This is a genomic window from Curtobacterium sp. MCLR17_055 (assembly GCF_003234305.1).
Classification (GTDB): Bacteria; Actinomycetota; Actinomycetes; order Actinomycetales; family Microbacteriaceae; genus Curtobacterium; species Curtobacterium flaccumfaciens.
The window spans coordinates 57,589-69,608 of record NZ_QKSX01000005.1; the positions used below are offsets into that span (position 1 = coordinate 57,589).

The window sequence follows — 12,020 nt, forward strand, 5'->3', positions numbered from 1 at the left end:
TCATCCTCCGAGGCTCCGGGTCAGGGTCCGTTCCGCCGACCGCACCTGCGCGAGTTCGGCGTCGTCGAGGGTCCAGCCCTGCACCTCGGCGTCGCGGATCGCGATCACCAGGTCGTAGGTCCGGGCCTGCGGGTCCCCCGGCCGCTCGACTGCCCGCACGGCGTGCCGACGGGCGATGCGGCGCAGGCGCCGGTGGTGCCCGCGGTGTCGCAGGTCACGGCCCCACCGCCGGAACGTCAGCGAGGCCATCGCCACGACGATGAGCACGATGCCGAGGTAGAACGGCGGGTCGAAGGCCAGCCGCAGGCCGTCCCGCACCCCGGCCGGGAAGAGTCCGAAGTGGTCGGCGGTGAGCGAGGCGACCTCGTCGACGCTTGCCACGACGACCAGGGCGAGCCCGACGCGGAACACCACGAGTGCCACCGGGTTCTGCAGCACGCCACGGCGCAGGGTCGTCGCGGCGATCATCCCCACGCCCACCATGTACACCGTCCCGTAGAGCCACATCGGGGTCTGCTCGATCTCGCGCACGATGAAGTGGAAGTCGGTCCCGCCGCGCTCCTCGACCAGCAGGAACGGCACCGTGAAGGCCACGACCACGACGAGCAGCGCCACCGGCCTGGCGAGCACCGGGCGTTCCGGCAGGTCGTCGGTGCTCGCGCGCAGCATCAGCCAGAACGCGACGGTCGCGCAGACGTTCTGCACCAGGTTGATGAGGTTCGAGCCGCCCAGGGCACCGTCGAGCACCGGCTGCGGCACGACGCTGCCGAGGGTCAGGAGCCCCAGCGCCCCGACGCCGGTGGCGCCCCAGGCCGCCCGACCACGGGGGTTCCGCAGCACGTACGGCGTGCGGGCGAGGAAGATCAGCGCCGCGAACCAGAAGGCCGCGGCGTGCAGGACGGCCATCAGCCGTAGGCCCGCTCGTCCGCGCCCGTGGCCCCGGCGAGCAGGACCGTCGCGAGCTCGTAGGCGAACCGTTCGGCGAAGTGCTCGTCGTCGTCGGAGATGCTCACGAGCCCGGAGTCGGCGTCGAGTGCGCGACGGCAGACGTGGCCCCCGGCGGCGAACTCGGCGACGGACGACGCGGTCGGTGTGCCGACATCGCCGTGCACCAGGTGCCCGAGCTCGTGCAGCACGCAGTGCATGCGGTAGAGCGGCGGTGCGTCGGCCGGCACGAGCACCAGGTTCTCGTGCTCGAACTGCGACACGAGCGCGGTGAGCGGACCCCAGCTCGGCCCGTCGACGTCGACGACGCGTGTGGGCTTGCCGACCATCCGACCGACGCCGGTCACCACGTCGGACAGCTGTGGCGCACGGGGCAGGGTGGCGACGAGGGCACGGACGGCACCGGACGCACCCAGCTGCTCCGCCATCGCCCCTCCGATCTCCGCGGCAAGACTACCGGCAGGTCCCCCTTGTGGACGAGACCGGCCGGACGTAACCTACAACCAAATGGTTGTACGAATCGAACTGTCCGACGCCGAGGTCGACCGGGTGTTCCACGCACTGGCCGACGCGACCCGTCGTGACATCGTCCGGCGCACGCTCGTCGGGTCGTCGTCCGTGAGCGAGCTCGCGGACGCCTACTCGATGTCGTTCGCCGCCGTCCAGAAGCACGTCGCCGTCCTCGAAGGAGCCGGACTCGTGAGCAAGGAGGCCCGCGGCCGCACCCGCATCGTGCGCGCCGAGCCGGAGCAGCTCGACCGGGTCCGTGCCCTCCTCGACGCCTACGGCCGCCTCTGGCGCACCCGGATGGACCGCCTCGGCGACGTGCTCGACGGCGACGCGTCCGGACACTCAGCACCAGACGACACCCGACGACACCAGGAGCGATGATGCCCACCACGTCCGTCCACACCGATCCCGACACCCTCTCGATGACCCTCGTCGCCGAGTTCCCCGTCCCCGTCGAACGCCTCTGGGCCGCCTTCGCCGACCCGCGCCAGCTCGAGCGGTTCTGGGGACCGCCCGGGTTCCCCGCGACCTTCACGACGTTCGACCTGCGTCCCGGCGGCCGGGCCGACTACCGGATGACGTCCCCGCAGGGCGAGCGGTTCCACGCCGTCTGGCAGGTCACCGAGGTCGACGAGCACCGTCGCATCGTCTTCCGCGACCTGTTCACCGACCCGGAGGGCACGGTCGACGAGTCACTCCCCACCAGCGAGACCGTGTTGTCGTTCGGGCCGGCGGACGACGGCTCGCGGGTCACCGTGGTGTCCTCGTTCGCCTCGACCGCCGACCTCGACGCGATGCTCGAGATGGGCATGCTCGAGGGCTACCAGCAGGCGTTCGGCCAGCTCGACCGGGTGCTCGCCGACCTGCGCGAGTGGGCCCTCGGTGCGGGCACCGAGACCGAGGTCCTCGACGACATCCACGTCCGGATCACCCGGGCGTTCGCGGCGCCACGGCACCTGCTCTGGCGCGCGCACACCGAGCCCGACCTGGTGCGCCGGTGGCTGCTCGGCCCCGACGGGTGGGAGATGACGGTGTACGAGAACGACCTGACCCCGGGCGGCGCGTTCCGGCAGGCCTGGGCGCCGACGGGTGACACCAAGGGCGAACCCTTCGGGTTCGAGGGCGAGAACCTCGTCGTCGAACCCGAACGCCGGATGGTGTCGACCGAACGCATGACCGGGGCGCCCTTCCCGCCGAACACGAACGACCTGCAGTTCGACGAGGCCGACGGCGTCACGCTCATGACGCTGCTCGTCACCTACCCGGACCGGGAGCAGCGGGACATGATCCTCGCGACCGGCATGACGGAGGGCATGGAGGCCAGCTACCAGCGGCTGGAGCGCGAGGTCCTGTCCGCAGCGTGACCGGCAGACGGACGGGAGGCCCGTGGCAGCGCCGCCACGGGCCTCCCGTCCGTCCCGAGCAAGCGACAGATCCCGGCGCACGATCCGGGTCCGGTCCCCGAGAGCGACAGATCCCCGCGGATGTTCCGCGGGGATCTGTCGCTTTCGCGAGGGGCTGGTGGGCGCAGGCCGGCTACTCCGGCTGCGCCGACGCTTCGTAGTGCCGCGCGCCGCCGCGCACGCCCGCGAAGCGGAACGGCGCGGTCGTGACGCGCGGACGCTCGACGTCCTCGCTGGTGGCGGCACCCGCGGCGTGCAGCGCGCGGTACGCGTCGACCGTCAGCGGGACCCGTGCCTCGAGCAGCGACCGCACGCGACCCGCACGGCGGTGCTCGCGGTAGTCGGGCCGGACGACGCCGGTGATGAGCTCACCGACGCTGCCGGAGCCGTAGCTGAACAGGCCGAGCCGCTCCCCCGCCAGGTCGTCGTCCAGGTCGAGCAGTGCTGCGAGCCCGATCCAGAGCGACGCCGTGTAGGTGTTGCCGGTCTGCCGGTTGTAGGTGAACCCGATCGCCAGGTCGGCCTCGTCGAAGGGTGCGCCGACGTGCTGCGTGAGCTTGCGGTGCGCCTTGATCGCCATCTTGGTGAAGGGCTGGTGGTGCACGAACCGGGCGATGTCGTCGTACGCCGGGCCGCCCTGTTCCGCCAGGTCGTCCCAGGCACCGACGAACGCGTTGACGTACGCGCTCACCGAGAGCCGACCGTCGACCAGCGCGGTGGAGCGGTCGTTCGGCCGCCAGAAGTCGTCGACGTCCGCCGTGTAGACGCCCGCCGCCGGCTCGATCTCGATCAGGTCGGGGTCGGCGGACACCAGGATCGCGGCGGCGCCGGCACCCTGGGTCGGCTCGGCCGGGGTGTCGACGTCGTACCGGGCGACGTCGGCGGCGATGACGAGCACCCGCTCGTGCGGGGCGCGGGCGACGATGCCGAGCGCGAGCTGCACCGCGGCCATCCCGCCGTAGCAGGCCTGCTTCAGCTCGACCACGCGGACGGCCTTCGGCAGCCCGAGCAGGCCGTGCACGTACACGCCGGCGGCCTTCGACTGGTCGACGCCGGACTCGGTGGCGAACAGCACCGTGCGGATGCCCTCGACGCCGTGCCGGTCGATGAGCTCCTTCGCGGCGGCGGCGCCCATCGTGACGATGTCCTCGTCGGGCGCGGGCACGCTGAAGGCGTCCTGCCCGATGCCGACGTGGTACTTCGCCGGGTCGACGCCGAGCCGCTCGGCCAGGTCGTCGAGCTCGAGCACGTGGTGCCCGGTCGCGATCGCGATGTCGTGGATGCCGACGCCGGTCATGCCGCACCCCCTGCGGGCTTCGCGCCGCGGCGTTCCATGGCGACGTGGGCGGCCATCAGCTCGCCCGGGTTGGTCTGTGCGGCGAGGAGCGAGAGCTCCCCGCACAGGACGGTCGCGGCGCACAGGGCGGCGAGGCGGCGGGCGTTCCCGCCCGGCTCGCGGTCCTCGCGGCAGCCGAGGCGCACCAGGGCGTCCTCGACGACGGGCAGGTCCCCGCCCTTGCCGTTGCCGACCGTGCCGACGATCAGGTGCGGCAGCGAGGTCGCGAAGTACAGGTCGCCGTCGCGGTCCTCGGCGCTCGTGATGCCCTGCGAGCCCTCGACGATGTTGGCGGCGTCCTGCCCGGTGGCCAGGTAGAAGCCGAGCAGCATGTTCGCGTAGTGCGCGTTCGCCGAGCGGATGGCCCCGGCGATCGTCGACCCGATCAGGTTCTTCGCGATGTTCAGCTCGACGATGCGCGCGGTGCTCGACCGCAGGCGCTTCTCGACGACCTCGCCGGGGATCACGATCTCGGCGATGGTGTTGCGGCCGCGGCCACGGATGCCGTTCACCGCGGTGGCCTTCTTGTCGGTGCAGAAGTTGCCCGAGACCGAGACGTACCGCAGGCCCGGCTGCCAGTCCAGGATCGCCGGCAGCAGCTTGTCCGCCGCCTGCGTGACCATGTTGTGGCCGGAGGCGTCGCCGGTGGTGAACGCGAAGCGCAGGAACAGCAGGTCCCCGACGATCTCCGGGTGCACCTCGATGAGCTTGGCGAACCGGCTCTGCCCGGACACGATCGCGGCGAGCTCGTCCTGGCGCGCGAGGATCTGGCCCGCGGCGACGTGGGCCGCGGCGGCGCTGTCGGCACGGACCACGACGGAGCGGGTCATGCGCTCGTCGACGACGGTCGCGACGATGCCGTCCTCGACCATCCGTGAGATGCGTGCGCCGCGGCCGACGGACGGCCAGAGCGGCGACTCGTAGGTGGCGAGGGGCACCTCGTGCTCCCCCTGCACGGCGTTGCCGCTGACGCGGATCGGGCCGACCCACTTGGTGGGGATCGGTGTGAGCAGGTCACTCATCGAGGGCTCCTTCTGGTGCTCGCACCGCGACGCTGAGGTGTCTGATGTCGTGCGCCTCCCAGGCGCGGTGGATGCCGGCGGGGTCGGTGTCCGCCGGGACGAGCGCGATGCCGCAGTCGCCGCCGCCGGCACCGGACGGCTTCGCCGCCCCGCCCGCCGCCTCGACGACGTCGCACAGGGTCGCGAGACGCTCGGTCTCGATCTTCGACCCGACCGAGTCGCCGAGACGCTGCAGCAGCCCACGGGCGCGTCGGAGGGCACCGAGCGTGCGCTCGGCGTCGCCGGTCTGGAGGCCCGTGGTCAGGTCGTCGACGGCGCTGCGGCTCTCGTCGAGGAACGCCTGGTACCCGCCGTTGCGGTGCCGACGCACCACGTCGACGAGCTTCGTGGTGGACGCGGGCGAGCCGGTCCAGCCGACGAGCAGCTGCAGGTTCTCGGGGGCGGGCAGCCGCTGGACGTCGAAGCCGTCCCAGGCGTCGGCGTCCGTCAGGATCGCGGACACGGCGTGGTCGCCGAGCATCGCGGCGAGGCGCTCGCGGTCCGGTGCGCTGTAGCGCAGCCAGCCGCCGAACGTGCTCGCGGCGAGGTCGCCGCCGGAGGCCCGCGGGTTCACCCGGATGGTGGCGAGCAGCGCGACCTGGAAGCGCTGGCGCTGCGTCAGGCCGATGCCGTAGAAGCGGTCGAGGGCGCCGACGGTGGCGACGGTGACCGCGGCCGAGGACCCGAGTCCGAACTTCCGGCCGCTGGCGTCGTCGAGCTGGCTCTCGATGCGCAGGTCGTGGAACCGCGGGGCGATGCCGTGCTCGGCGCGGAGCTTCTCGACCAGGTCGATCGTGGCCATCACGTAGTCGTACGGGTGGTGCTCACGGTCGAGCGCCAGGCCGTCCTCGGCACGGGTCCACGTGAGCGGCAGGTGTCCGTACTCCTCGGAGTGCACGCTGCCCGCGCCGTGGCCCTCGCGCACCTTCGCCGTGATGGCGCGGTCGAGGGCGATCAGGACGGACGGCTGGCCCGGCTCGACGACGGCGTACTCGCCGGCGACGAACAGCTTGCCGTGTGCACGGAACTCGATCACTGCGCGGACTCCTTCTGGTCGGGATTGCTCCCGGTCTCTTCGGAGCGGAGCACCCGCGCGGCAGGTCCGGTGCCGGACTCGATGACGTCCCCCAGCGACGCGAGCGCCCCGGCGACCGCCGCCCGGTCCTGCGGCTTCGTGAGCACGACGACGTTCGGGCCCGCGTCGGCCGTGGCGTAGGCCTCGGTGCCGCCGGCACGCAGCTCGGCGACGGCGTCGAACACGGCGACGCTGCGGGCGTTGAGGTAGCGGATCGGCGGGAACGCGCCCTCGATCGTCGCGTGCATCCGGAGCGCGTTGCTCTCGGTGATCTCGCCGATGCGGGTGAAGTCGCCGGCCGCGCAGGCCGTGAGCATGTCGCCGACGGTCTCGGTCGTCGAGGTCACCCAGGCCGGGTAGAAGGGCGACGTCGCGATGGTGCGGCGCATGGCCTCGCGCGACCCGATCGGCTTCGGGCCGGCGTCGATCGTGACCACGACCATCGCCATCGGCGGGGCCGGGATCGGCTCGGCGAAGGAGCCCTGGTCGTCGCCGGCGTGCCAGACGGCGACACCGCCGGGGATCGAGCGCGTGGCCGAGCCGGAACCGCGACGTGCCAGACGGGACAGGTCGCGCGGCGACAGGTCGAGGCCGTAGGCCGCGGCGGCCGCGGTCGCCAGTGCGGCGAAGCCGGACGCGCTCGAGGCCAGCCCGGCACCGGTCGGGACGGTGTTCTCGGACACCACCGACGCCCGCTCGGACGACCCCGCGAGCTCGCGCACCAGGTCGAGGAACTGCTGCACGCGCACCAGCGCACCGTCGTCGACGACGTGACCGTTCAGCGTGAACGCATCACGGGCCTCCCGGCCGTCACCCGACCCGCCGTCCACCGTGACGGTGGTCGTCGTCGGGAACACGTCGAGCCCCATCGAGACGCTGCCCGTGGCGGGCAGCGCGAGCTGCGCGTCCGCCTTCCCCCAGTACTTGACGAGGGCGATGTTGGGGTGCGCGACGGCGGTGGCTGTCAGCAAGCGCGGGCTCCGATCGTGGTGGTCCAGGTGGCTGCGGCCCCTGCGCCGCGGAGTGCGGCCGCGATGCGGTCCGCGTGGTCGTCGTCCGCGGCGAGCGCGAGGACGCACCCGCCCCGCCCGCCGCCGGTGAGCTTCGCGCCGAGGGCGTCCGCAGCACGTGCGGCGTCGACGAGCCGGTCCAGGTCGTCACTCGACACGTCGAGTGTGCTGAGCAGGTCGTGCGCGGCGTCCATGGTGGCACCCAGAGCCTGGGCATCGCCGTCCTCGAGTGTCCCCCGTGCCCGACGGGCGAGCGCACCGATCCGGTCGATCACGGCGCCGACACCGACCGGGTCCTGGTCGTGGCGGGCGCGGACGGCCGAGACGGCCTCGCGGGTGTGCCCGGGGACGCCGGTGTCCGCGACGACGAAGGTGAACCGGGCGCCGAGCGTGACGGGTTCGATGTGCCCGCCCTCGAACCAGACCGGCGCGGACGCGACGACGCCCCGGGCGTCGAGGCCGGACGGTCGGCCGTGGGCGACGCGTTCGCACTCCTGGATGAGCTCGTGGTGGGTCTCGACGTCGAGGGTCTCGCCCAGGGCATCGGCGACGGCCGCGGTCACGGCGGCGGCGACCGCGGCACTCGAGCCCATGCCGCGGGCGGTCGGGACCTCGCTGTCGACCCGGACGTGGAAGTGGCGGTCGGTGACCCCGAAGTGGCGCAGGGTCGCGGTGACGGCGGTGACGGTCGGCAGCACGGCCGCGGGTGCGAGGTCGAGGGGGCCGGTGTGCACGGTCGACTGCAGGCTGTGACCGGGCTGCTCGGCGTCGGCGGCGACCGGGGTGACCGTCGCCACGACCCGTGCGTCGAGCACCGGCAGGACGAGAGCGGGTGCGCCGTAGACCACGGCGTGCTCACCGATCAGGATCGTCTTGCCGTGGGACGACGCCGATCCGTTGCCGGGGGTCGTGGTGGTGTCGAGGTCGCTGCTGCTCATCTTGGGTCACGTCAGCCTAACCGTCCGGGTCGTCGGCGTGTTCGTCGTGCGCTGCGGGCGGACCTGGGACGCCGTTCCGGGAGCGCGGCGCACCATCGGGGTCCGCCCACGACGAGGAGCCGCGATGCCGCACGCCTTCCGACCGGACCGGCCGCGCCCGGTCCGACTCGACGTGCTCGCCCGAGCGCTCGGTGTCGACGGTCCCGGTGCCGGCGCGGTCCCGGTGGCCGGCCTGGCGCTCGCCACCGACGAGCTCCGGCCGGGGATGCTGTTCGCCGCGCTCCCCGGCCGCGTCGCACACGGCGCGCAGTACGCCGAGGTGGCGCGCGACGCCGGTGCCGCCGCGGTGCTGACGGACCCCGACGGGCAGGCCGCGGCGCGACGGAGCGGGCTGCCGGTCGTCGTGGTGCCGGAGGTCCGTGCACGCCTGGGCGCCGTCGCACGGCTCCTCGCCGGCACGGAGTCGCTGCCGTTCCCGCTGTTCGCGGTGACCGGCACGAACGGCAAGACCTCGACGGTGCACCTGCTCGACGCCCTGATGCGCCGGCTCGGGTGGCGGTCGGCGATCAGCAGCACGGTGGAGCGCCGTGTCGACGACGAGTCGCTGCCGAGCGCGCTGACGACACCGGAGGCCCCCGAACTGCACGCGTTCCTGGCACGCGCCGCCGAACGCGGGGTCGACGGCGCCGCGCTCGAGGTGAGTGCGCAGGGCCTGTCCCGCCACCGCACCGACGGCGTCGTGTTCGACGTGGCGGGGTTCACCAACCTGTCGCACGACCACCTCGACGACTACGCGGACATGGACGAGTACCTGGCGGCCAAGGCCCTGCTGTTCACACCGGCGCGGTCGCGCGCCGGCGTCGTGTCACTCGACTCCCCCGCCGGTCGCCGGATCGTCGAGCGGGCGACGGTCCCGGTCACGACGATCTCGACCGAACCCGCGGCCAGGGCCGACTGGACCGTCCTGGTGCGGGAGCAGCGGCCCGACGGCACCCGGTCGACCCTGACCGCACCGGACGGCACGACGTTCGACCTGGACCTCCCGCTGCTCGGCGTGCACATGGCGGCGAACGCGGGGCTGGCGGTGGCGATGCTCGCGACCGCCGGGGTGCCCGTCGCAGCACTGCTCGACGCGACCGAGGGCCGTCTCGACGTCGTCGTCCCCGGGCGGATGGCGGACGCATCGGCGGCGACCGGCCCTCGCGTCTTCGTGGACTTCGCGCACACCCCGGACGCGTTCGCGAAGAGCCTGCAGGCGGTGCGGGCGTTCGCACCGGGCCGGGTCGGGATCGTCCTCGGCGCGGACGGCGACCGGGACCCGAGCAAGCGGTCGGCGATGGGCGCGGTGGCGGCCGAGGCGGCCGATGTCGTCATCGTGGCCGACCACCACCCGCGGTTCGAGGACCCGGCCCCGATCCGGGCGGCGATCCTCGACGGTGCGCGGGCGAGCGGGCACGAGGCGCTGGTCGCCGAGGAGCCGGACCCGGCGCGGGCGATCCGCCGGGCGATCGCCGAGGTCGGTGACGACGGGGTCGTGTACTGGGCCGGCCCGGGCCTGACCGACTACCGGGACGTCCGCGGGGTGCACGTGCCCTACTCGTCGTTCCGGGATGCCCAGGCCGCACTCGCCGAGGCGGGGCACCTGCCCGGCGCCCGCTGTGAGCTCGCCTGCGAACCGTCGATATAGGTTGCACACAACTTGGTTGCGTGACAGTGTGGACGCATGCCCGTGACCGACGAGATGGTGTGCTTCTCCCTCTACGCGGCGTCCCGCGCCACCACGCAGGCGTACCGCTCGATGCTCGAACCCTGGGGTCTGACGTACCCGCAGTACCTGGTGCTCGTGACCCTGTGGGTCGAGGGCGACCAGACCGTCTCGAGCCTCGGGGAACACCTGCAGCTCGACTCCGGCACCCTCTCGCCACTGCTCCGCCGCATGGAGCAGAGCGACCTGGTCCGCCGCGAGCGCCGCAGCACCGACGAGCGCGTCGTCACCGTGATGGTCGGTGACCGAGGCCGCGAACTGCGGTCCGAGCTGAGCGGCATCCCCGCGCGCATCGCCGCCGGGATGGGCCTGGCCGACGAACGTGCCGCCGCCGAGCTCATCGCGACGCTGCACCGGCTGACCGAGACGATGCACGCGGCGGCCGACCCCGAGCACGACGCCGCTGACGCCGGCGCCGTTTCGCGCTGAGCGACACCGCACGCCCACGTGCGCGCGTGAACTGTCGCTGAGCGCGAGAGCGCGCCGCACACCCCCGAACTTCACGATCCGCCCCACAAGGAAGGAACCCCATGGAAACCCTCTACACCGCCGAGGCCCTGGCCACCGGCGAAGGCCGCAACGGCCACGTCGCCACGAGCGACGGCACGGTCGAGTTCGACCTCGCCATCCCCAAGGAGATGGGTGGCTCCGGCAACGGCGCGAACCCCGAGCAGCTCTTCGCCGCCGGCTACGCCGCCTGCTTCCACTCCGCACTGCAGGGCGTCGCCCGCAGCCAGAAGGTGAAGATCACCGACTCGTCCGTCGGCGGTCGTGTGTCGATCGGCCCGAACGGCAACGGTGGCTACCAGCTCGCCGTCATGCTCGAGGTCGTCATCCCCGGCCTGGAGCACGACCAGGCGCAGGCCCTCGCCGACGCGGCCCACCAGGTCTGCCCGTACTCGAACGCGACCCGCGGCAATATCGACGTCACCATCGTCGTCTCGGAGGACTGACCCATGAGCACCACCACCCCCACCACCATGCGCGCCGTCGTCCACGAGACGTTCGCCGAGCCCGCCGACGTCCTCGAGGTGCAGGAGCGCCCCGTCCCGACGCCCGGCGCCGGCGAGGTCCTCGTCCGCACGGTCCTCTCCCCCATCCACAACCACGACCTGTGGACCGTCCGCGGCACCTACGGCTTCAAGCCGGAGCTCCCCGCCGCCTCGGGCACCGAGGCACTCGGCGTCGTCGAGGCCCTCGGCGAGGGCGTCACGAACCTGCAGGTCGGCCAGCGCGTCGCCGGCGGTGCCTTCGGCGTCTGGGCCGAGTACTACACCGCCAACGCCGCCGGGCTCGTCCCGGTGCCGGACGCGATGACCGACGAGGCCGCCGCCCAGCTCGTCTCGATGCCGTTCAGCGCCATCAGCCTGCTGCACTCGCTCGACCTGCACGAGGGCGACTGGATCATCCAGAACGCCGCCAACGGTGCGGTCGGACGCATGGTCGCCCAGCTCGGCGCCGCCCGCGGCATCAACGTGATCGGACTCGTCCGTCGCGCCGCCGGTGTCGACGAACTCCGCGAGCAGGGCATCGAGCGCATCGTCGCCACCGACGCCGACGACTGGCAGGACCAGGTCGCCGCGATCACCGGTGGCGCCCCGATCATCGCGGGCGTCGAGTCGGTCGGTGGCAAGGCCGCCGGCGACATCGCCTCCGTGCTGGGCGAGAACGCCACCCTCGTCGTCTTCGGCGCGATGGCGTCGCCGACGCTCGAGATCCCGTCGGGCAAGGTCATCTTCGGCCAGCTCACCGTGAAGGGCTTCTGGGGCTCCGTCGTCAGCAAGACGATGCCGGCCGAGACGAAGGGGCAGCTCTTCGGTGAGCTCATCACCCGCGTGCTCGACGGCTCGCTGACGCTTCCCGTCGCCGAGACCTTCGCCTTCGAGCAGGTCCGCGACGCCGTGCGCGCCAGTGACACCGCCGGTCGCGTCGGCAAGGTGCTCCTGCGCCCGTAACGCGACCACAGAACGGACGGGA

At 72.9% G+C, this 12,020-nt stretch carries 13 protein-coding genes; 6 read left to right on the forward strand and 7 right to left on the reverse strand.

The window, feature by feature from the left end; all coding sequences use genetic code 11:
- Together DEJ09_RS05825 and DEJ09_RS05830 are read right to left on the reverse strand one after the other, a co-directional pair.
- Window positions 1–906 (reverse strand): hypothetical protein, encoded by a 906-nt coding sequence (locus DEJ09_RS05825; RefSeq protein WP_111087891.1) that lies wholly within the window; start codon window positions 904–906, stop codon window positions 1–3.
- Window positions 906–1,373 (reverse strand): hypothetical protein, encoded by a 468-nt coding sequence (locus tag DEJ09_RS05830; RefSeq protein WP_071406096.1) that lies wholly within the window; start codon window positions 1,371–1,373, stop codon window positions 906–908. The genes DEJ09_RS05825 and DEJ09_RS05830 overlap by 1 nt, the downstream gene beginning before the upstream one ends.
- Before the next feature lie 79 nt (window positions 1,374–1,452).
- Between DEJ09_RS05830 and DEJ09_RS05835 the strand changes: the two genes are divergently transcribed.
- Both DEJ09_RS05835 and DEJ09_RS05840 read left to right on the forward strand, forming a co-directional pair.
- Complete coding sequence (locus DEJ09_RS05835; protein ID WP_111087892.1) at window positions 1,453–1,836, forward strand: helix-turn-helix transcriptional regulator; 384 nt, start codon at window positions 1,453–1,455, stop codon at window positions 1,834–1,836.
- Window positions 1,836–2,819 carry an SRPBCC family protein gene (locus DEJ09_RS05840; protein WP_111087893.1) on the forward strand — a complete coding sequence of 328 codons (984 nt, stop codon included), beginning with the start codon at window positions 1,836–1,838 and terminating at the stop codon, window positions 2,817–2,819. Before DEJ09_RS05835 ends, DEJ09_RS05840 begins: the two co-directional genes overlap by 1 nt.
- A gap of 172 nt (window positions 2,820–2,991) precedes the next feature.
- On the opposite strand, the gene DEJ09_RS05845 is transcribed toward DEJ09_RS05840, so the two are convergent.
- From DEJ09_RS05845 to mvk, 5 genes are read right to left on the reverse strand one after another with little or no spacing between them, the layout of a single operon-like run.
- Entirely contained in the window at window positions 2,992–4,155 is a 1,164-nt protein-coding gene (locus DEJ09_RS05845) for a hydroxymethylglutaryl-CoA synthase (RefSeq protein WP_111087894.1), read from the reverse strand.
- Entirely contained in the window at window positions 4,152–5,216 is a 1,065-nt protein-coding gene (locus DEJ09_RS05850; protein WP_027466013.1) for a hydroxymethylglutaryl-CoA reductase, read from the reverse strand. Before DEJ09_RS05850 ends, DEJ09_RS05845 begins: the two co-directional genes overlap by 4 nt.
- Complete coding sequence (locus DEJ09_RS05855) at window positions 5,209–6,291, reverse strand: phosphomevalonate kinase (protein WP_071406100.1); 1,083 nt, start codon at window positions 6,289–6,291, stop codon at window positions 5,209–5,211. The genes DEJ09_RS05850 and DEJ09_RS05855 overlap by 8 nt, the downstream gene beginning before the upstream one ends.
- A complete protein-coding gene (gene mvaD / locus DEJ09_RS05860) occupies window positions 6,288–7,301 on the reverse strand; it encodes a diphosphomevalonate decarboxylase (protein WP_111087895.1) in 1,014 nt (337 codons plus the stop codon). The genes DEJ09_RS05855 and mvaD overlap by 4 nt, the downstream gene beginning before the upstream one ends.
- Window positions 7,295–8,278: a mevalonate kinase gene (gene mvk, locus DEJ09_RS05865; RefSeq protein ID WP_111087896.1), complete on the reverse strand. Its 984-nt coding sequence runs from the start codon at window positions 8,276–8,278 to the stop codon at window positions 7,295–7,297. Before mvk ends, mvaD begins: the two co-directional genes overlap by 7 nt.
- 124 nt (window positions 8,279–8,402) lie before the next feature.
- On the opposite strand from mvk, the gene DEJ09_RS05870 reads away from it, so the two are divergent.
- From DEJ09_RS05870 to DEJ09_RS05885, 4 genes are all read left to right on the forward strand, one after another.
- Window positions 8,403–9,965, forward strand: a complete 1,563-nt coding sequence (locus DEJ09_RS05870; protein WP_111087897.1) for a Mur ligase family protein — start codon at window positions 8,403–8,405, stop codon at window positions 9,963–9,965.
- Between the two features lie 36 nt (window positions 9,966–10,001).
- Entirely contained in the window at window positions 10,002–10,472 is a 471-nt protein-coding gene (locus tag DEJ09_RS05875; RefSeq protein ID WP_181433276.1) for a MarR family winged helix-turn-helix transcriptional regulator, read from the forward strand.
- A 101-nt stretch (window positions 10,473–10,573) separates the two neighbouring features.
- On the forward strand, window positions 10,574–10,996 hold the full coding sequence (locus DEJ09_RS05880) for an organic hydroperoxide resistance protein (protein WP_071406102.1): 423 nt from the start codon (window positions 10,574–10,576) through the stop codon (window positions 10,994–10,996).
- A 27-nt stretch (window positions 10,997–11,023) separates the two neighbouring features.
- A complete protein-coding gene (locus DEJ09_RS05885; RefSeq protein ID WP_071406109.1) occupies window positions 11,024–11,998 on the forward strand; it encodes a zinc-binding dehydrogenase in 975 nt (324 codons plus the stop codon).
- The last annotated feature ends 22 nt before the right edge of the window (window positions 11,999–12,020 follow it).